This is a genomic window from Rickettsiella grylli (assembly GCF_000168295.1).
Classification (GTDB): Bacteria; Pseudomonadota; Gammaproteobacteria; order Diplorickettsiales; family Diplorickettsiaceae; genus Aquirickettsiella; species Aquirickettsiella grylli.
Genome location: NZ_AAQJ02000001.1, coordinates 1,190,551 through 1,211,197 on the forward strand (window position 1 = coordinate 1,190,551; position 20,647 = coordinate 1,211,197).

A 20,647-nucleotide genomic window follows, 5' to 3' on the forward strand; every position below is an offset into this window, starting at 1 on the left:
GGGTGTATATAACAAAGATAAAATACCGATGTCAATTTCGGCAGCTTATAAGATTTTATCAAATTATTAGAAAGGTGCGCTAGAATTATGCTAGATTAACGATATTGTGCAAACTATTCAATATTTAACGATAACAAAAGACTATTCGGGTCAGCGGCTCGATAATTTTCTCATATCGCGTCTAAAAGGCCTTCCTAAAAGTCGACTTTATCGCATCATACGAAAAGGTGAGTTACGTATCTACAAAAAGAGAGTAAAACCAGATTATCGCTTACAAGAAGGTGATATCATTCGCGTTCCTCCTTTATCACTGAGTGGCCTTCCCACAAAAAAAAAGGTTTTGAATGAAAAACAAGCAAAATTTCTTGAAAAAACCATTATTTTTGAAGACAAGCATTTATTAGTCCTGAATAAACCGAGTGGTATGGCGGTTCATGGGGGGAGTGGTATAACGTTAGGTGTCATAGAGGCGTTTCGTCTGATACGGCCTCAATTAAAATTCTTAGAATTAGTCCATCGATTAGATCGTGAAACGTCAGGTTGCTTATTAATGGCTAAGAAACGGAGTATTTTAAAAGAGCTTCATGAATTATTACGTTTAAATGGCATTAAAAAAACATATATCGCGCTAGTCTCTGGTCATTGGCCTCCATCGTTACTGAGCGTTGCGGAACCTTTATACAAAAACCAACGACAATCAGGAGAACGCATGGTACGCGTTCAACCCGAAGGGAAGCGTTCCCTAACAAAATTTTCTATACAACAGTATTATTCTGATTCGACACTGGTTACTGCCACACCGATTACGGGCCGCACTCATCAAATTCGTGTTCATGCTCAATGTGTCAATCATCCCATCATTGGGGATGAAAAATACGGCAATAAAGAAATCAATAAAAAAATGCGTCAATTGGGCTGTAAACGACTTTTTTTACATGCGAGTGAACTGGTATTTACCTTACCATCACAAGAGAAAACCCTCACTTTGCAGGCTAAACTACCAGAAGATTTAAATCGATTGTTAAATCAGCTTCGTTCTCCTCATACTCATTAATTTGTTTTTTTTTGCCTGTTTTCTTTAAGCGCTGAAAAAATACGCTGACGAACGTCTTCAACATCTGCTTGCCCATGAATTGAAATATAGCAAGGGAAACCTTCCTCGCCTTTATTTTGCCATTCCTGATAATAGCAACGTAAAGGCTTCGTTTGTTGGTGGTAAATGCGTAAACGTTCGCGTATTATTGCTTCGGTATCATCGTGACGTTGAATGAGCTCCTCTCCAGTTATATCGTCTTTATTAGCTACTTTGGGGGGAGTATACACGAGATGATAAATACGTCCTGAAGCGGGATGAATACGACGGCCACTGAGCCGCTTTACGATTTCATCGTCGTCTACTTTAATTTCTATAACAAAATCGATAAAAATACGTTGTGCGCGTATCGCTTCGGCCTGACCTAATGTACGCGGAAATCCATCAAATAAAAAACCGTTGATACAATCACTTTGTTGAATACGCGATTCAACTAATTTAATAATGATCTCATCTGAAATTAATTGGCCTTGGTCCATTAATGTTTTAACCTGAAAGCCCAAAGAAGTGCGCTGATTGACTGCGAGACGTAACATATCGCCGGTCGAAATTTGAGGAATATGATAGTAACGCGTTAAAAATTTTGCCTGAGTCCCTTTTCCTGCCCCAGGTGGACCTAATAAAATAATTCTCATCTCTATTATTATCTCACGTTAAGTATCTAAGCACTATTCCATTAAAAATGGCAACAAAAACGAAATCCAGACTAGCCATCGGTCCAAAAATATGTTTTTATCCCCTAGGTTATCATTGTAAAATGGGCTTAAGTCATAAGGTTCTTTCTGTCCTCCAGCCTTAAAACTTTACATTACATCTATAAATAACCATGTCGGAATCAACCTATTTTAATACAAAAGAAGTCTACTATAAAAAAAGACACTTATGTCAGCGATTCTTAAAAATATATTTTGTCCACGTTCGTACGAGGTAAGAAATGATGACTTTTGCATATCATAACGGAAACTATAGGGAACCATTGAATGATTTATCGATAGATAAAGATGAACGATTCAAGATGTTTATCCTTTTTTAATCGACCTGATTTTATGAATACTTTCGTCTTTGATATTGAAACTGTTCCTGATACAAAAAACGGGCGAATTCTTTATCATTTAGAAAACGAACCTTGCGACCAAAAAGTCGCCGAAATAATGCATGCTAAACGGCAAGAAAAAACCGGAAATTCCGGCTTTCTTCCGTATCATTTACAACGTATTGTCTCTATTTCTGTTGCACTACGCACTCAAAATCAATTTAAAATAGGATCGTTGGGGAATCTTAATTCCGATGAAGCGACACTTATTGAGACATTTTTCAATTGTATTGAAAAATATTTACCGATCTTGATTTCATGGAATGGCGGTGGTTTCGATCTGCCCATCCTGCATTATCGCGCATTATTATATGGGATTAGTAGCCCCAGCTATTGGAATATAGGTAATGAAGATGCTCATTTTCGTTGGAATAATTATTTGAGCCGGTACCATTACAGGCATATGGATTTAATGGACATTTTAGCGGCGTATCAAAGCCGTGCAAGCGCACCGCTTCAAGATATTGCTATCCTGTTAGGATTGCCCGGGAAACTCGGCATGGATGGAAGCCAAGTATGGGATTATTTTTTAAATGGAAAATTAGAAGCCATTCGGAATTATTGCGAAACAGATGTACTCAATACCTATTTGATCTATCTCCGTTTTGAATTGATACGCGGAAATTATTCTCTCGAAACGTATCAAAAAGAATGTGCTTATATCTACGAAACCCTTGCTCAAGAAAGTAAACCTCATTTTAAACAATTTTTAAACGCATGGAACATCTAAAAAAATATTCTTATAAAGAGACGACGCCTATCTTTATTACAGGAATTTCTCACGAAGGTCGAGGAATTGCGCATATCAATGGAAAAATTACGTTCATTGAGAATGCCCTACCTGGAGAGCGCGTCTCAATCGTTTATACTAAAAAACGACGCGCTTATGACGAAGCAAGGGCGACTCAAATATTAAACGCGTCAACCGATAGAATTCAACCTCAATGCCCCCATTTCAATCAATGTGGTGGCTGTAACCTACAGCACTTAAATCACCAAGCGCAACTTCAACATAAAGAAAAAATTCTTGTGAATCAACTCACGCATGTTGCTAAAACCAAACCGACGTCATTATTAGCACCCGTTATGGCTACCGGCTGGGGATACCGGCGAAGGGCGCGTTTAGGTGTTAAATATGTCGCTAAAAAGCAAGCGGTACTCGTTGGTTTCCGGGAAAAAAATGGGCATTATCTTGCACAAATACAAACCTGTAAAACGTTAGATTTTAGAGTGGATCGACTTTTAATTCCCCTACAGCAACTTATCCAAAGCTTAAACGCTTTTCATGATATACCGCAAATCGAAGTAGCACTTGGGGACGAAATCTTAGGTTTAGTGTTTAGACATCTCGTCCCTTTAAACAATTCCGATGTTCTAGCGCTTAAAAATTTTGCTAAAAAATATAGCGTACAGCTTTATTTACAACCGGGTAATGAAAAAACCACGCATTGTATTTGGCCCGAAAATCCTCAATTGTTAAGCTATCGTTTGCAAAATAAAGCGCATCGATCGTTAGAGTTTTTCTTCGAACCTCATCATTTTATTCAGATCAACGCAACGATTAATCAAGCAATGATCCAACACGCTATAGAATTGCTTTCGCCTCATTTCAGTGATCGGATATTGGATTTATTTTGCGGATTAGGTAACTTTAGTTTACCGCTTGCCCTTCGATGTCAATCCGTTGTAGGCATCGAAGGACATAGTGCGCTTGTAGAACAGGCAAAGATCAATGCACGTCATAATGCGATTAATAATACACAATTTTATACGGCGGATTTAACCGGTTCTATCCTCAAAGAGGTGTGGGCTCAACAAACATTCAATAAAATTCTACTGGATCCTCCTCGATCCGGAGCATTGGAAGTTATTCAACAAATTGCACGTTGGAAGGTGGAGAAAATGGTCTACATATCCTGTAATCCTGCAACGCTCGCGAGAGATTCAGAAGAATTAATAAAACAAGGTTATCACTTAGAACGGGCAGGAATCATGGATATGTTTCCACAAACACATCATAGCGAAGCTATTTGTTTATTTACTCAATAGGAAATATGAATACGCTCAATACCGCATTATTTAAAACGTTCAGGTTCTTAATCAGACTATTTTGCATCGTATTATTCATCAATCCCATAAAAAGCTTGGCGTATTATAACAACGACTATACTCAAGAACCGTCATCTTCTATTCAACAAAATATCAATCAGATATTAAGCCATTTTAAAGGCTTTAATACGGGCATTTCTATTCAATCTTTATCAACGGGAAAAATAATCTATCAATATAATGCCAATCGTCGTTTTATTCCTGCAAGTACTTTAAAATTATTTACTGGAATTGCTGCATTAGAGTATTTAGGGCCTCATTTCCAATTTAAAACCCGCTTTTTAACCAATTCTGGATCAATCGTTCGTCATGGAACTTTAATGGGGAATTTATATATAAAATTTAGTGGCGATCCTTATTTAACGCTGAATGATCTGAAAGACATGCTGGAAACATTAAATGAGCAACATATCAATAAAGTTCAGGGAAATATCATTATCGATGACACGGTCATCGATCGAAGCACCTGGCCTCCAGGACGTGTCATTGACGATAGAATTTTTTGCTATGCCGCGCCCGTAACAGCAACTATCATCAATCGAAATTGTTTTAATTTGAGTATTAAGCCAACTCAAAATCTATTACATCCGACCGTTACAAAAAGTAGTCGTCATTTAGGGATTGTTATTGATAATCAAGCCGTTACAAAACGCTTAAAACAAGCCCGTTATTCCCTCGATTTAAAACCGAATGCGGTTAGCAAAAATCATTATACGCTAACAGGGTATCTTTCACGCAAAATGGGCCCCTTATCGTTTGCCGTTGCACTGCAAAATCCAAATTTAGCAACTTATGACATTGTGGCGGGATTATTAAAAAAATATTCTATTCGATATTCAAGTTTAATCTTTGGAAAAACCCCTCCCTTTGCCAAAACATTAGCTGAAAACAGCTCTCCCGAACTTGCTTTTTTAATAAAAAATATGTTAAAAAAGTCCGATAATCTTATCGCGGATAGTTTATTAAAGAAATTAGGAGAAAAATATTTTTCAGTGCAAGGAAGTTGGAAGTCGGGGAGAAACGCTGTTCAGGCTATCCTTGCCAACAAAACAAACATTAACTTCAAACAGCTTGTAATGGTCGATGGCTCTGGTTTATCGCGCGCTAATAGTATCACGCCTAATGCTTTTGTTAAATTATTAAATTTTGCTTACACGCAATTACCCGATAGCGACTTATTTTTTGAATCTTTACCCCGCTCAGGGATTGATGGGACATTAAAACATCGCTTAGGCGGTGCTTCATTAGGTAAAATACATGCTAAAACAGGCAGCATGCACGGAATCAGTAGTTTAGCGGGCTATATTCAAACTGCAAACCATCACATTCTTGCTTTTTCTATTTTAATTAATGACCCTGTTCCTGGAAAAAATAATCAGGGGGGTTACCGTTTATTAGAAAATCGAATTTGTGAATTTTTAGCGAAAAGTGATGTTTAAAATAATTATTCAACTTAAAATTAAATTTATCTCAGTTCATTAGATTTTTTTAATTTTTTAGCGCTGCAAATTAAAAACAAGGATAATTTGAAATGGTTAAACTAAAAAATTCGCTCTACTTAAACAATGACGGTAGTATTAATTTAGAAATATGGCTACATCATGCTGCAATGCAACGTAGTCAAGAAGATTTCAAGTTGATCCGGCAAGCTTCTGTTTTAAGTCAAATAGTGGGGGAAACAAAAACGACCCCTACACATGTTTCCTGTTTACAGCAAGGCCTTACGATGGCCGAAATTCTGTTAAATTTACATCTTGATAAAGAAACGATTGCAGCTTCATTAATTTATAGCTGCGTCAATTACGCTGAACTTTGTTTAGACACTGTGCGTGAGCATTTAGGACCCAATGTTGCTAAAATTATTGAAGGTGCAAAACAAATGAATGCGATTCGTATCGCCAGTCCAGCAGCTAATCTACATCAAACGCAATTAGAAAATATTCGAAAAATGCTACTTGCTATGGTAAAAGACATGCGTGTTGTTCTTATTAAACTTGCAGAACGCACAGCGACGATGCGTACTTTGGATATGTTGGATACCAAAACAAGCCAGGCCTACGCCCGAGAAACGTTAGATATTTATGCTTCTTTAGCGAATCGATTGGGTGTAGGTCAATTACAATGGGAACTCGAGGATCTCTCTTTACATTATCTTGAACCTACGGTGTATACACAAATCGCTCAGCTTCTTAAAGAACGATTAATTGATCGCGAATCCTATATACAAATCATTTTAAATCAATTAAGAAAAACGTTAGATAACGCTCAATTACATAATTTTAAAGCCTACGGACGCGTTAAGCATATTTATAGCATTTACAAAAAAATGCAACAAAAAAAGTTAAAATTTGAGGAACTTTATGATTTAAATGCCATTCGCATTTTGGTCAGTACGGTTAGAGACTGTTACCATGTTTTAAGCATCATCCATAACTTATGGTCACCTATAGCAGGACAATTTGATGATTATATTTCAACGCCCAAACCGAATGGTTACCGATCGATTCATACAGCGGTTATCGGTCCTCATAAAAAAGTACTTGAAATTCAAATTCGCACCCAGCAAATGCATCAAGAGTCTGAACACGGCTTAGCCGCGCATTGGCAATATAAAGAAACTGCCCAACAACAAAAAGAAAGTTACCACACTAAAATTGCATGGTTACGCCAAGTACTTGCATGGCAAAAAGAATGGGTAAAACGTGGGAAGGCAATCGTTCCAGGCCTAACGACTGTTTTAGACGATAGGGTCTATGTGTTTACACCCAACGGTGACATTCTTGATTTACCCAAAGGATCGACCCCTTTGGATTTTGCCTATCACATCCATAGCGAATTAGGCCATCGTTGTCGTGGTGCAAAAATCAATGGTGCTATCGTCCCATTAACCTACTCACTTAAAATTGGTGACCAAATTGAAATTCTTACTTCAAAGCAAGAAAGTCCGAGTCTTGATTGGCTCAATCCAAATCTCGGTTATTTATATACCGCTCGTGCGAAAGCCAAAGCCCATCATTGGTTTAAAAATCAAGACTATGAAAAACATCTACTGCACGGTGAAGAATTATTTAATAAAGAAATTCAACGCCTCGGATTAACCCACATTGATAGTGAAAAGCTCACCTGTAAATTACATTTCAAAACTAAAAAAGATATGTTTGCCGCATTAGGCAGTGGGGATTTACGGCTAGCCCAGCTTTTAAATGCGATACAGTCACAGGAAAAACAATTAGCTTCTCATTTAGAGCAACCTGAAATTCTATTGGGTAAGCCCCGTAGTAGTTTACCTGAAGGCATTAGTATCGCAGGCGTTACTGATTTGTTAACCCAAACTGCCGGTTGTTGTAAACCTGTTCCCGGTGATCCTATTCGAGGTTTTATTACGCAAAGTCGTGGTATTGTTCTCCACCGTGATGATTGTATGCATTTACTGAATCTTGAGCCAGAAAAACAAAATCGTTTAGTGGACGCGGAGTGGGGGCAAGAAGCAAGTCAGGTTTATCCTGTTAACATTTGCGTGGAAGCTTACAATCGACCGGGTTTATTGCGTGATGTTTCCACGCTCATTGCGAATGAAAAACTAAATTTGATTGCGTTAACACTGGCTAGCGATAAACCCGATCCGAAGGCGTCTATTAAGCTTACCATCGAAATACCTAACTTACTCTCACTCAGTAAAGTTTTGGATCGGATTAAACAAGTTCCTAATGTTATCGATGTCAGAAGACAAGTCATTAGCTAAATTTTTTATTCGCATAAAAATGACGCTAATATTCATGCTGCTTTTAAACATCCTCTTATTTTATATATCGGATTGATCATGTCTAAAAAGTTAATCTACAGTATTTCTGAGCTGAACCAAATGGTTCAAACGTTATTGGAAGATGCATTTTTACCCATTTGGGTAGAAGGTGAAGTTTCAAATTTTGCGAGCCCAAACTCTGGGCATTGGTATTTCTCTTTAAAAGATGAAAAAGCACAGGTTCGTTGTGCTCTTTTTAAAGGCAAACAACTTTATAAAGACAATTTGCTTAAAAATGGTATGCAAATTCTAGCGCGTGCTAAAATTTCCTTATATCCTACGCGAGGAGAATTTCAATTAATTATTGATCAATTTGAATCCACGGGTGAGGGTATGCTGCGAAAAACGTTTGAGCAATTAAAGGCTCAACTTAAAGCCCAAGGTTTATTTGATTTAAAACATAAAAAACCATTACCTCAGTTTCCACGTACAATCGGGATTATAAGCTCAGAAACGGGTGCCGCACTTCGAGACATCTGTGTTGTTCTTAAAAAACGTTTTCCGGCTATTCAGGTCATCTTATATCCTTCGTTAGTTCAAGGTAAAAATGCCGGAATGCAACTTGTTGAACAAATAAAAACGGCTAATCAACGCAAAGAATGTGATCTTCTTATTTTAGCAAGAGGAGGCGGAACGCTAGAAGACTTATGGCCTTTTAATGAAGAATGTGTTGCCCGAGCTATTTTTAAAAGTAAGTTACCGCTTATTAGTGCTGTTGGACATGAAACAGACTTTACTATTGCTGATTTTGTTGCGGATAAACGTGCGGCGACTCCTACGATGGCCGCTCAGCTCGCGAGCCCCGATGGGTGTGAATACCAACGTCGATTAGATAGCATAAACCAACGTCTCATCAAATTGATCGGGTCTTTATTAAAAAATAATCATCTCTATTTAGAAAATTTAGCAAAGCGCTTACGTCATCCACAACAACGATTACAGGCAAGTTTTCAGCATTGCGATGAATTAGCGCAACGTCTCCATTTAAGTATCAACAGGCAGTTATATTTGTATGAGCAAAAACTTTCTAGCCTATCTCGCACATTGCACGCCGTCAGTCCTTTAGCAAGTTTAGCACGGGGATATGCCATTGTGAGAGATGCGACAAGTCAAAAAATTCTACGTAATAGCAAAAAAGTAAAATTGGGGCAAGAAATTACAACAAAGCTTGCAAAAGGAGAATTACTGTGCGAAGTTAAAAAACAACTTTAATTTTTCGTTAAACCGCTGCGATGACAGTCTGTTTTGAATGACATAAACATTCTGAAAAACTATTATTTTTCTGTAATTTCCGGCAGAGATTCAGCATAGCCACATGCCTTTCGAGGACAGATTTTTTCAGTTCCTCGACGCTTCGTTGTCTTCATTGTCATGACAGGCCACGCACAACGCGGACACGCTTGTTCAATGGGCTCATTCCATACCGCATAAGTGCACGTAGGATACGTTGAGCAGGAATAAAAAATTTTACCGTATCGTGATTTGCGTTTAAGTAATGTTCCTTTATGACATTCTGGACATTCTATTCCTGTATCCATGGGTTTTTCTAAAGACTCTATATGCTTACATTTAGGGTAATGACTACAACCAATAAATTTTCCATAACGACCTATTTTTATATGTAAGGCATGTCCACAATCGGGACACAAACGCCCTTGAACCACTTCTGGTTCACTCACTGTGGTTACTTCACCATCCATATTGCGTGTGTAGTCGCATTCTGGATATCCTGAGCACCCAATAAAACGACCGCGCTTACCTAAGCGTATCGATAAAGTTTTACCACATTTGGGACATGTTTCATCTAAAGCTTCTTGAGTCACATCTTTTCGTTGGACAGTTTCTTCAGTGGTCTCTATGAGGGTTTTAAACGGAGTCCAAAAATCTTGTAACAAAGGAACCCATTCTTTTTCTCCCCTAGAAATTTGATCCAATTCATCTTCTAATCGCGCCGTAAATGCATAATCAACATATTGCATAAAATAACGCGTAAGAAATTTGTTCACTATTCGACCAACATCCGTCGGTTTAAATCTTTTTTGATCAAGTGTGACATATTCTCTTTGCTGTAAAGTTGAAATAATAGGCACATACGTTGAAGGTCGACCAATATCACGTTCTTCTAAGGCCTTCACCAAACTGGCTTCACTGTAACGTGGGGGCGGTTCAGTAAAATGTTGATCGGCACTCATGTCGATAAGATTAACTTGATCCCCTACTTTTAATGCTGGCAACATGTTCTCTTCTTCAGATTTAATTCTATCATCATCTGATGCTTTAGCTTTGCTGTCATCATAACTTTCTAAATAAACGGTCATAAAACCTGCATGCACAATAGTTGAACCATTGGCTCGAAAACAATGATCCTTCGCTGCTTTTGCACTTAAATCAATTGTCACAGTGTCGATAGTGGCATGAATCATCTGCGAAGCAACTGCACGTTTCCAAATAAGTTCGTATAATTTAAATTGATCAGGGGCTAAATGTTTTTTTAATTGCTCAGGGGAAAATTCTACATGTGTCGGCCGGATGGCTTCATGTGCCTCTTGCGCATTACGACTTTTAGTCCGAAAATGCCGAGGTGACTCGGGTAAATCTTTTTCCCCGTAGCGTTGTAAAATCAGCTCACGTATTGAAACTATAGCCTCATTGGATAAATGAACAGAATCCGTTCGCATATAGGTAATCAATCCCACTAAACCTTCACCGACATCAATTCCTTCATAAAGTTGTTGCGCAAGACGCATCGTTCGTTGTGCAGTAAAACCTAATTTACGACCGGCTTCTTGCTGCAAAGTGGAGGTTGTAAAAGGCGCTGCTGGATTACGTTTACGTTGTTTTTTATCAACCTTGATAACCTCTAAATCTCCTTCGGCGCGCTGTAACAAATTTTCTTTAATTTCAGTTGCCTTCTCTCGTGTCGTAATACTAAATTGACTTAATTTTTTGTGTTGATACTGAATTAAACGGGCAGCAAAAAATTTATTATTCGATTGATTATTGGCTGTAATTGTCCAATATTCTTGAGATTTAAAGGCTTCGATTTCTTCTTCACGTTCTACAATTAATCGTAACGCGGGACTCTGAACACGTCCTGCAGACAAGCCTCGCCGGACTTTTTTCCATAATAAAGGCGATAAAGTAAAACCAACCAAATAATCTAATGCGCGACGTGCTTGTTGTGCATTGACTAAATCCATCGCAATCCGTCGTGGATTTAACATGGCGGCCTTAATCGCCGTTTTAGTAATCTCGTGGAATACGACACGATAAATAGGTTTACTTTTTAATAATTTTTTTTGTTTTAAAATTTCATAAATATGCCAAGCAATGGCCTCTCCTTCACGATCAGGATCGGTTGCGAGATAAAGCGCATCCGCATTTTTAAATGCCTTAATAATGGTATCCATATGTTTGGCATTTTTTTCAATGAGCGCATATTGCATTGCAAACCCTTTCTCTGGGTTTACCGCGCCTTCTTTAGGGATCAAATCACGAATATGGCCATAGGAAGCCAAGATTTCAAATTCTTTACCTAAATATTTTTTAATCGTCTTCGCTTTAGCTGGTGATTCTACAATCAATAAATTTTTTGCCATCTTTATTTCCTCACATAACCACCAGGAACCTTATCAATATACCCTTGTAGTTGTAATATGGATAAACGGTCAAGCACCGTAGTTATAGGTAACTTTGTTCTTGCCAACACGCTATCAATACTTGTTGTTTCAAATCCAAGGCACTCTACAAGCTTTTTGTCCTGTGAATCAAGACTGGATCGTTGGTTTTTTTGGGGGGTCAATGGAGATCGAGGGATTTTGTTGTGTCCCCCCTTCACGCCTACGTTGTCCTTATCAGAAGAAAGAACACATTGAGGTAAAAATGAGAGGCTCTGTATAATATCTTCACAATTCTCAACTAACGTCGCTCCGTCTTTTAATAACGCGTGACAACCCTGACTTAAGAGACTACGAATGGAACCTGGAATAGCAAAAACCTCCCTTCCCTGATTCAACGCATAGCGTGCCGTAATCAACGAGCCACTCCGTAGAGACGCTTCCACCACGATAACACCTAAACTTAGACCACTAATTATCCTATTTCGTCGAGGGAAATAGTTGGCTTTCGGTGAAGTATTAGGAAAAAATTCAGATATCAACAATCCTCCTTTTTCCACTATTTCGTTTGCTAAGGCGCGATGACAACTTGGATAAATACATTCGATCCCACTTCCTAATACAGCAATCGTTGCGGCTTTATCAAATAAAGCACCTTGATGCGCTGCCCCATCAATCCCTTTCGCCAAGCCGCTTATAATGACAAATCCTTGCTCCGTTAATTCATTGGCCAATTGATAAGCAATTTCCCGGCCCGTAGGGGTTGGGCTACGCGCTCCAACGATCGCTAACATTTGACGCTGTAAAATAGATACCTCACCTTTCATAAATAAAATGAGTGGCGGATCAGCAATTTCATTCAATAATGACGGATAAGCGTCATGACCCCAATGAAAAATAGAATTCTGAGGTTGTTCTAACCAGTGTAAGCCTAATTCCACTCTTTCCCAATCTGGATTTTTCAAATGACTCGCCAATGTTGGGCGGATACCGGCCTGAATTAATTCATCATACGATGCTGATAAAATTTCTTTAGGCGTCTTAAATTTTTTTAATAATAGTAAAGCGGTATGAATACCACACTGTGGGATGGTATAAAGCGCTAACCAATATCCTATTTCATCCAAAGCCCTATCCATAAAATGTGCATTTTTAATTGACAACCTTTAAATGAAGTGTCTCATTTTAGTACACAATGTTTCAAGGATATTTTTCAGGAAACGACAAACAACAGGCTTTACAGATTAAATCATCTTTTAAGGAGTTATCGTTCCCTTCTATTCTATCTCAACAACGATAAAGTTTTTTTATACCGTTCGATACTCGTTACCATTTCCATTTTTGCTTCTTCAGGACCTACCCAACCTTCTACTTGGACCCATTTCCCATTTTCTAAGTCTTTATAATGCTCAAAAAAATGCTGAATGCTTTGAATCAGTTGTTGCGGTAAATCTTTCCACGTCTTTATTGTGTGATACAGTGAAGATAATTTATCGATAGGAACGGCTAAAATTTTAGCATCATTACCGGATTCATCTTTCATTTTTAACATGCCAATTAAGCGACAACAAATAACACAACCCACTAACAAAGGAAAAGGAGCCACTACCAACACATCAACCGGATCGCCATCCTCCGACAACGTAGAGGGAACGTAACCATAATTACAGGGATAGTACATAGCTGTTCCTAAAAACCTATCCACACAGAGCGCACCCGTTTCCTTATCAACCTCATATTTAATCGGATCACTATGACTCGGGATTTCTATCACCACATTTATTTCGTCGGGTATTTTTTTACCTGGACCTAACGTTACAAGCGCATTCAACATTTTATATTTCCTAAAATTCTATTTTTGAAGCATAATAATAAACAAACCCACTGACTTAAGCTACCCTCGTTTACCCGCTAATAGAGGCCGACTATGGATTGTATTTTTTGCAAAATTATAAAAAAAGAAATTCCTGCTGAAATGGTGTATCACGATGATGCGATGATTGCTTTCCGCGATCAACATCCTCAAGCGCCGATACATCAGCTCATTGTCCCTAAAAAACATATCGCGACACTGAATGATCTATCGGATAACGATACGATCTTGATAGGCCATTTATTTCAAACAGCACGTCATTTAGCCAAAAAAGCAGGTATTGATAAATCTGGATATCGTACAGTTATTAACTGTAATAAAAATGGAGGTCAAGAAATCTTTCATCTCCATATACACCTCTTAGGAGGACGGACATTCGTTTGGCCTCCCGGATAAAAATCAATAGGCTCGATTTTATCTCTTTTTTAAAGAATACCGACTCCTGTTTTTACTTAAAATCCCTTGCCAACGAGAGGTAAGCCTAGGTATATTTCTCGTTAAGAAAACACATTATCACACTGGACGCTCATCATGGATCTCGTTACATTGGTTTTAGCTTGCAGTCTTTATACTGACAATTCTATTCCTTATGCAATGATACAAACAGGATCCCGAAATAATCCTTTAGTCGTTTCTGTTGAGGGCGATACGCGATCCTTTAAAACGATTTCTGCGGCCATTCGATATACGCACCGACAAATCAGTTTAGGGAAAAACCCGGAAATTGGATTAATGCAAATTCCTAATCGCTGGCTTTCAGAAGTGGATGCGCATGTTTCCGATTTATTTAGACCGTGTAAAAATGTGGTTGTTGGTACACAAATTTTAGAAAAGTTACGCCTGCAATGCCAATCCTTTGCAGCTCAGAATCCAAAAGTAACGGTTCCCTCGTGCGTACTTTCACGCTATAAAACTAAAAACCCACAAAATGGGCTCTCTTATGCTTACCCAATCATTCGTTATGCTCAATCACATCCTTTTAATGCACTGGTTGAAAAAGCACGTGACCCGGGTATGTTGGCCGCCGAAAAAAAGCCTCATTTCAACCACTACGCGAAAAAAGCAGAAAATAAGCCTTCCGAAGATCCTTTTTAGCACGTTGTTATAACCTATGTTCACTACCACCATTGATTTTTATTTATTAAATACAGTTTTTCAAGAAGACCGCTATCGTTTTAGTTGCCGTCTCATCGATAAAGCTTTTCTCCAACACAAAAAAATTTTTATACAGGTTAATACGGCTGAAGAAGGTCAACGGTTCGATGAATTATTGTGGACCTTTCGAGATATTAGCTTTATCCCGCATCGTTATTTAGAGGTTGATTCAAGCATCGATCCCTTGTTAACCGTTCATATCGCCGTGAACAAACCCGTCGAACTTCATGCTGATATTTTATTGAATCTGAGCACCCGCGTTCCTGATTATTTTTCAACCTTCTCACGGATTATTGAAGTCGTATCTGAAGAAAATGAAAATAAAAATCAATCGCGTCAAAAATATAAATTTTATAAAACACAACAATGTCACTTAATGACACATCACATAAACTGACCATGATAAATAAAAACTATGATCCCCAGCAAATAGAAGCGCATTGGCGAAAACAATGGGAAATGCATTCTTATTTTCAACCTTCCGGACAAGGTGAGCCCTATTGTATTGTGCTTCCTCCCCCTAATGTTACAGGAAGCTTACATATGGGGCATGGTTTTCAAGTCACCTTAATGGATGTGTTAGTTCGTTATCAACGAATGTGTGGAAAAAATGTTTTATGGCAAGGCGGAACCGATCATGCGGGGATCGCTACACAAATGGTGGTCGAACGCCAATTGTTAGCACAAGGAAAATCTCGACATGATTTAGGACGTGAAACATTTGTAAGCACGATATGGGACTGGAAAAATAAATCCGGCAGTCGGATAACCGACCAATTACGTTACCTCGGTGCATCGATAGATTGGACTCGAGAGCGATTCACGCAAGATACTGATTTTTCTGCGGCCGTAGAAAAAGTATTCATTGATTTATATGCCCAGGGTTTAATTTATCGAGGAAAACGTTTAGTGAATTGGGACCCCGAACTTTTAACCGCAGTTTCTGATCTTGAAGTGATCCATCAAGAAGAAAAAGCACATTTATGGACTATTCGCTATCCCTTCGTAGAGTGTGATGGTTTTTTACAGGTTGCCACAACGCGACCTGAGACATTATTTGGTGATGTCGCCATTGCTGTACACCCTGATGACCCCCGTTATCTCCCCTATATCGGTAAAAAAGTAGCAATTCCATTGACTCGTCGTGTTATCCCCATCATTTCTGATTCTTCTGTCGATCCAGCATTTGGTAGTGGTTGCGTAAAAATTACACCCGCACATGACTTTAACGATTATGCCATAGGACAAAAACATCATCTCCCTTGTATCACTATTTTTACGCCTCGTGCACATCTCAATGAACATGTTCCCAAAAAATATCGCGGATTAGCACGCTTTGTTGCACGACAACACGTTATAAATGATTTAGAGCAGTTCCACTTATTAGAAAAAACAGAAGATTATTTAATAAAAATTCCACGCGGTGATCGCTCGGGCACGGTGATAGAGCCTTATCTGACCGACCAATGGTTTATGTCGATGCAACCTTTAGCACAACCGGCTATAGACGTTATTATTCAAGGAAAACTGGATTTCATTCCACCCACTTGGCGAAAAATTTGCTTGCAATGGCTCGAAAACATAGAAGATTGGTGTATTAGTCGTCAACTCTGGTGGGGACACCGTATACCCGTTTGGTATGATGAGCAAGGTCATGCTTATGTCGGTCAAAATGAAAAAAGCATCCGTCAACATTATTCTCTCAGACCCGATACCCGATTAAAACAAGATGAAGATGTACTCGATACCTGGTTTTCATCTGCACTTTGGCCTTTTGTCACGTTAGGTTGGCCTCAATCAACACCGGAATTTAAACTATTTTATCCCACTAATGTGCTTGTTACCGGGTTTGATATTATCTTTTTTTGGGTCGCACGGATGTTAATGCTTGGATTACATTTTACTCACCAAGTTCCTTTTAAAGCCGTTTACATCACAGGGCTCATACGTGATCAGGATGGTCAAAAAATGTCAAAATCAAAAGGAAATGTTTTAGACCCGCTCGATGTCGTAGAGGGCATTCGTGTGGATGATTTGGTGAGAAAACGAACTCAAGGCCTATTACAACCTCAAATGGCCCAAAAAATTGAATCGGCTACGCGACAACAATTTCCAAAAGGAATCCCTTCTTTAGGTACCGATGCGTTACGATTTACCTATTGCGCATTAGCTTCTCCCACGCGTGATATACGTTTTGATTTAAAACGAACCGAAGGTTATCGAAACTTTTGTAATAAACTCTGGAATGCCGCGCGTTTTGTTTTAATGCATACTAAAAATCAGAACAATTTCAACTTCACGCATAAACTAACCCTTCCCATTAATCGTGCGTTTAGTTCTTTGCTACAAAATTGCATTGCCGAGATGAATACACACGTTCAAGATTATCGGTTTGATTTGATGGCACACAGTATTTATGAGTTTATCTGGAATGAATACTGTGACTGGTATGTTGAATTAGCGAAACCTATTCTTGCTCATCTTTCGTCACCTGAACGACAAGAAACGTTAATGTGCTTAATTTCCTTTTTAGAGATTAGTTTGCGACTATTACACCCGTTAATGCCTTTTATCACTGAAGAAATTTGGCAAGCTATCGGCCCTTTGATGGGGCAAACCGGATCGAGTTTAACGATACAAAACTACCCTCAATGTGATCCGCTCAAAAAAGACACGTCTGCAGAATTAGATTTAATTTGGTTAAAAAATATCATCCATGCCGTTCGTACACTACGTAGTGAAATAAAACTAATCCCGAATAAAAAAATTTCTTTATTGCTTTTTAAAGGAAGTAAACACGATCGTAAAAATACCCGTATCTTTCACGAAGATATTCTCAACCTCGCTAAAGTAAACGACATCCATTGGATTAATGAAAAAGATAAAAATACGCATTATGCCATGAACATTGTTAACAATTTAGAGTTACTCATCCCTATGGAAGGACTCATTGACACGCACGCTGAAATTCAACGTTTAAAAAAAGAGCTATTAAAATTAGAAAAAGAAATTCAACGATCCCGATCCAAGCTCGATAATAGCGCTTTTGTTAAAAAAGCGCCGCCTGAAATTATTGAAAAAGAACAACAACGGTTCATTCATTTTACGACCACTCAACAGAAATTAGAAAATCAATTACATTTATTGAAAGAAAACTAGCCAGTTCACCAAACGACACGTAAAATGAGTTTTAATTATTCATTTACTTTTATGTTATGCGTCAAATTATTTTAGATACTGAGACTACCGGTAGAGACATTAATAACGGGCATCGAATCATCGAAATAGGTTGTTTAGAATTAATCGATCGACAGCTCACAAAAAGACAGTTTCATTGCTATCTTAATCCAGGACGTGACAGCGATCCGGGTGCATTTGCTATTCATGGTTTAAGTACTGAATTTCTTATGGATAAACCCGTATTTACAACCATTGCTGATGAATTACTCAATTTTATTAAAGATTCACAACTCATTATTCACAATGCCCCGTTTGATTTAGCTTTTTTAGAGTATGAGTTAACGCTCACTAAAAAAAAATATAAAAAAATGACCGATTATTGTCAGATATTAGATAGCCTTCTCCTTGCACGTCAGTTACATCCTGGCCAACGTAATAGCTTAGATGCACTGTGTAAGCGTTATAACATTGACCATTCAAAACGAGATAAACACGGCGCTTTATTAGATGCCGAATTACTTGCCCGCGTTTATCTTGCCATGACGGGTGGTCAAACCCATTTATTTAACGAACCGAAACCACTGACTATTCAAACGCATGCCCGACAAAAAAAAACCACAGAGGCGACTACACTACCTATTATTTATGCCACTTGTGAAGAGTTAACGGCTCATAAAAATTATTTAAACCATATTTATTCACTTTCCGGGCAGTGTAAATGGCTTCATTACTCGAAGGAATAATGAAAAATGCGTATTCAATTTTTACATAAATTTTTTCAACTCGAGGCTTCGGGCGGTATTGCACTGGGGTTAGCCACGCTGTTCGCTTTAATCTTTGCTAACTCACCGTGGCAAACGGGTTACCAAACTTTCTTAAATTTCAATATTCAATTGGGTACTTATGTGCATTTTTCCTTTTTACATTTTGTCAATGATGGCTTAATGACTATTTTTTTTTTCTTAGTCAGTTTAGAAATTAAACGGGAATTAATTCAAGGAGAACTCAATAATCGAGCCAAAGCTTTATTACCCACCTGTGCTGCACTAGGAGGGATGATAGTCCCTGCATTATTTTACTTAGCGTTCAATCACGCTCACCCACAATGGATATCGGGTTGGGCCATTCCTATGGCAACCGATATTGCTTTTTCTTTAAGTGTTCTTTCATTGCTTGGAAAACGTATCCCTGTTGCTTTAAAAATCTTCTTAATGGCATTGGCGATTATTGATGATCTCGGCGCAATTATCATTATTGCCTTTTTTTACACACAACAAATAGGGTGGTTTTACTTATTTTTAGCAATACTGACTTTTCTAGGACTTATTTTGCTCAATTATTATAAAACCCAACCATTTCTTCCTTATTTCCTATTAGGAATTCTGTTATGGATACTTATTCTTCAGTCTGGAATCCACGCGACTATCGCGGGTGTACTGTTCGGTTTTACTATTCCATTAAAAAATGATCATAAAAATGATCATTCTTTGCTGCGTGACTTAATACATCAATTACACCCCTGGATTGCTTACGCCATTTTACCACTTTTTGCTTTTGCCAATGCAGGGCTTTCATTCGCCACATTAAATAAATCAGCTTTTTTTCACCCCTTGCCGTTAGGGATTATTGTTGGCTTATTTTTTGGTAAACCCATAGGGATTTTTGGATCAAGTTGGATAGCCGTAAAAACGAAATTCGCAAAACTACCTCATCATGTCAACTGGAGACATATTTATGGGATTGCCTTAATGTGTGGAATAGGGTTTACGATGAGCTTATTTATTGCTGATCTTGCTTTTGATGACAGTCAATTAACATCATTAGTCCGTTTTGGTGTTTTTATAGGTTCCCTGTTATCGGGAATTTCAGGTTATTATATTTTGTATTTTAAACCAGAAAGATAGTCGCTTTATTGATAGCACTGTAGCGGACTATTCTCGATTCGAAACCAACAATAGCCCACATTAACTCAATCAAAGACTCGGTGCGTTTTCTCGATGGGGGGATTCTTCATTAGCAGGTTCGGTATTCGAAATAGGCGTAGACGGCATCGAAAATGTCCCTAACTTAGCCAAAATCTGAGAAATATTTTGAGCGGTTTTGGTTTCTTGAACTTCTAAAGAATCTATTTTATCATGCACTTTTTTTATTTGATTATGTATTGTTAAGATATTTTCACCAATCGCTTCCCTATCTTCCGGAGAGATATTTATTTCCAGTTTATTAAGTTGGTCTAACGTGCGACGCGCATGAAAAATATGGGCTAAATCTCTACTCAGATTATAATTTAAAACTAATTCAATGACTCCCACGAAACTAAAACTTAATAATAAAAAAGGGAGTATAGGCATCGCAATCATAAAAAATGATACTAAAGCAAATACGCCACCTAACAAAGCAACGGTTGCACTCAAAAATAAAACGATATTTCTTATTCTATTTTTTTCACACTGATAACGTTTATCACAAATTTCCAATTTGCTTTTTTCATTTCGCTTAAGTTCATTAATAATTTGAGGTGCTTCAGGACCCAAATCAATATCTGAATAATTATCATCCACTGTTATATTTTTTTCGGCCAAGTATTCTTTGTTTAAAGTAGAAAGTCCTTCATATAAGTCACGTTTTAATATCGGCATAATAACCTCGAATAGTTAAGAAAATTTTATAGACTAATCTTGTCGTTCATAATAAGCATAAAAGGAAAGTTGAATAAGATCCTCCT

The 20,647-nt window shown here is 38.0% G+C and carries 17 protein-coding genes; 12 read left to right on the top strand and 5 right to left on the bottom strand.

The genetic code is table 11. The features are described from left to right. Nucleotides 1-106 precede the first annotated feature (106 nt). Nucleotides 107-1,054, top strand: coding sequence for a 23S rRNA pseudouridine(955/2504/2580) synthase RluC (gene rluC / locus RICGR_RS05540; RefSeq protein ID WP_006035508.1), 948 nt, complete (start codon nt 107-109; stop codon nt 1,052-1,054). On the opposite strand, the gene adk is transcribed toward rluC, so the two are convergent. Continuing rightward, nucleotides 1,051-1,734: an adenylate kinase gene (adk, locus tag RICGR_RS05545; protein WP_275113655.1), complete on the bottom strand. Its 684-nt coding sequence runs from the start codon at nt 1,732-1,734 to the stop codon at nt 1,051-1,053. The two genes, rluC and adk, sit on opposite strands and share 4 nt — an antisense overlap. Before the next feature lie 405 nt (nt 1,735-2,139). Between adk and RICGR_RS05550 the strand changes: the two genes are divergently transcribed. The 5 genes from RICGR_RS05550 (at nt 2,140) to xseA (ending at nt 9,309) form a co-directional block, all read left to right on the top strand. Further along, the gene (locus tag RICGR_RS05550) at nt 2,140-2,916 is read left to right on the top strand and encodes a 3'-5' exonuclease (RefSeq protein ID WP_040615595.1); all 777 of its coding nucleotides are present in this window, start codon (nt 2,140-2,142) and stop codon (nt 2,914-2,916) included. Next, nucleotides 2,904-4,235, top strand: a complete 1,332-nt coding sequence (gene rlmD, locus RICGR_RS05555) for a 23S rRNA (uracil(1939)-C(5))-methyltransferase RlmD (protein ID WP_006035732.1) — start codon at nt 2,904-2,906, stop codon at nt 4,233-4,235. The genes RICGR_RS05550 and rlmD overlap by 13 nt, the downstream gene beginning before the upstream one ends. Nucleotides 4,236-4,240: 5 nt before the next feature. Beyond that, the gene (gene dacB / locus RICGR_RS05560; protein WP_006034938.1) at nt 4,241-5,734 is read left to right on the top strand and encodes a D-alanyl-D-alanine carboxypeptidase/D-alanyl-D-alanine endopeptidase; all 1,494 of its coding nucleotides are present in this window, start codon (nt 4,241-4,243) and stop codon (nt 5,732-5,734) included. 92 nt (nt 5,735-5,826) lie between these two features. Then, nucleotides 5,827-8,037 carry a GTP diphosphokinase gene (gene relA, locus RICGR_RS05565; protein WP_006035168.1) on the top strand — a complete coding sequence of 737 codons (2,211 nt, stop codon included), beginning with the start codon at nt 5,827-5,829 and terminating at the stop codon, nt 8,035-8,037. Between the two features lie 78 nt (nt 8,038-8,115). Continuing rightward, nucleotides 8,116-9,309 carry an exodeoxyribonuclease VII large subunit gene (gene xseA / locus RICGR_RS05570; protein WP_006035695.1) on the top strand — a complete coding sequence of 398 codons (1,194 nt, stop codon included), beginning with the start codon at nt 8,116-8,118 and terminating at the stop codon, nt 9,307-9,309. 62 nt (nt 9,310-9,371) lie between these two features. Here the strand turns inward: xseA and topA are convergent, their stop codons facing one another. From topA to ppa, 3 genes are all read right to left on the bottom strand, one after another. Further along, nucleotides 9,372-11,696 (bottom strand): type I DNA topoisomerase, encoded by a 2,325-nt coding sequence (gene topA, locus RICGR_RS05575; RefSeq protein ID WP_006036001.1) that lies wholly within the window; start codon nt 11,694-11,696, stop codon nt 9,372-9,374. 2 nt (nt 11,697-11,698) lie between these two features. Further along, complete coding sequence (gene dprA / locus RICGR_RS05580; protein ID WP_006035181.1) at nt 11,699-12,853, bottom strand: DNA-processing protein DprA; 1,155 nt, start codon at nt 12,851-12,853, stop codon at nt 11,699-11,701. A gap of 143 nt (nt 12,854-12,996) precedes the next feature. Further along, nucleotides 12,997-13,548, bottom strand: a complete 552-nt coding sequence (gene ppa, locus RICGR_RS05585; protein WP_006035145.1) for an inorganic diphosphatase — start codon at nt 13,546-13,548, stop codon at nt 12,997-12,999. Nucleotides 13,549-13,641: 93 nt separating this feature from the next. Between ppa and RICGR_RS05590 the strand changes: the two genes are divergently transcribed. The 6 genes from RICGR_RS05590 (at nt 13,642) to nhaA (ending at nt 19,826) form a co-directional block, all read left to right on the top strand. Beyond that, on the top strand, nt 13,642-13,983 hold the full coding sequence (locus RICGR_RS05590; RefSeq protein WP_006035744.1) for a histidine triad nucleotide-binding protein: 342 nt from the start codon (nt 13,642-13,644) through the stop codon (nt 13,981-13,983). Between the two features lie 135 nt (nt 13,984-14,118). Continuing rightward, the gene (locus RICGR_RS05595) at nt 14,119-14,682 is read left to right on the top strand and encodes a transglycosylase SLT domain-containing protein (protein WP_006035167.1); all 564 of its coding nucleotides are present in this window, start codon (nt 14,119-14,121) and stop codon (nt 14,680-14,682) included. A 16-nt stretch (nt 14,683-14,698) separates the two neighbouring features. Further along, nucleotides 14,699-15,139 (top strand): DNA polymerase III subunit chi, encoded by a 441-nt coding sequence (locus RICGR_RS05600; protein ID WP_006034895.1) that lies wholly within the window; start codon nt 14,699-14,701, stop codon nt 15,137-15,139. A 5-nt stretch (nt 15,140-15,144) separates the two neighbouring features. Continuing rightward, nucleotides 15,145-17,901: a valine--tRNA ligase gene (locus RICGR_RS05605; protein ID WP_040615597.1), complete on the top strand. Its 2,757-nt coding sequence runs from the start codon at nt 15,145-15,147 to the stop codon at nt 17,899-17,901. 56 nt (nt 17,902-17,957) lie between these two features. Continuing rightward, nucleotides 17,958-18,665 carry a DNA polymerase III subunit epsilon gene (gene dnaQ, locus RICGR_RS05610; RefSeq protein WP_006035400.1) on the top strand — a complete coding sequence of 236 codons (708 nt, stop codon included), beginning with the start codon at nt 17,958-17,960 and terminating at the stop codon, nt 18,663-18,665. Nucleotides 18,666-18,671: 6 nt separating this feature from the next. After that, entirely contained in the window at nt 18,672-19,826 is a 1,155-nt protein-coding gene (gene nhaA / locus RICGR_RS05615; protein WP_006035207.1) for a Na+/H+ antiporter NhaA, read from the top strand. Between the two features lie 69 nt (nt 19,827-19,895). Here nhaA and RICGR_RS05620 read toward each other — a convergent pair whose 3' ends face one another. Beyond that, nucleotides 19,896-20,561, bottom strand: coding sequence for a hypothetical protein (locus RICGR_RS05620; protein ID WP_006035813.1), 666 nt, complete (start codon nt 20,559-20,561; stop codon nt 19,896-19,898). Nucleotides 20,562-20,647 lie beyond the last annotated feature (86 nt).

Bases quoted from the DNA above. Each gene is read 5' to 3' on its own strand.
- RICGR_RS05550 (WP_040615595.1), top strand. From the start codon at position 2,140: ATGAATACTTTCGTCTTTGATATTGAAACTGTTCCTGATACAAAAAAC.
- rlmD (WP_006035732.1), top strand. From the start codon at position 2,904: ATGGAACATCTAAAAAAATATTCTTATAAAGAGACGACGCCTATCTTT.
- dacB (WP_006034938.1), top strand. From the start codon at position 4,241: ATGAATACGCTCAATACCGCATTATTTAAAACGTTCAGGTTCTTAATC.
- relA (WP_006035168.1), top strand. From the start codon at position 5,827: ATGGTTAAACTAAAAAATTCGCTCTACTTAAACAATGACGGTAGTATT.
- xseA (WP_006035695.1), top strand. From the start codon at position 8,116: ATGTCTAAAAAGTTAATCTACAGTATTTCTGAGCTGAACCAAATGGTT.
- topA (WP_006036001.1), bottom strand. From the start codon at position 11,696: ATGGCAAAAAATTTATTGATTGTAGAATCACCAGCTAAAGCGAAGACG.
- dprA (WP_006035181.1), bottom strand. From the start codon at position 12,853: ATGGATAGGGCTTTGGATGAAATAGGATATTGGTTAGCGCTTTATACC.
- ppa (WP_006035145.1), bottom strand. From the start codon at position 13,548: ATGTTGAATGCGCTTGTAACGTTAGGTCCAGGTAAAAAAATACCCGAC.
- RICGR_RS05590 (WP_006035744.1), top strand. From the start codon at position 13,642: ATGGATTGTATTTTTTGCAAAATTATAAAAAAAGAAATTCCTGCTGAA.
- RICGR_RS05595 (WP_006035167.1), top strand. From the start codon at position 14,119: ATGGATCTCGTTACATTGGTTTTAGCTTGCAGTCTTTATACTGACAAT.
- RICGR_RS05600 (WP_006034895.1), top strand. From the start codon at position 14,699: ATGTTCACTACCACCATTGATTTTTATTTATTAAATACAGTTTTTCAA.
- dnaQ (WP_006035400.1), top strand. From the start codon at position 17,958: ATGCGTCAAATTATTTTAGATACTGAGACTACCGGTAGAGACATTAAT.
- nhaA (WP_006035207.1), top strand. From the start codon at position 18,672: ATGCGTATTCAATTTTTACATAAATTTTTTCAACTCGAGGCTTCGGGC.
- RICGR_RS05620 (WP_006035813.1), bottom strand. From the start codon at position 20,561: ATGCCGATATTAAAACGTGACTTATATGAAGGACTTTCTACTTTAAAC.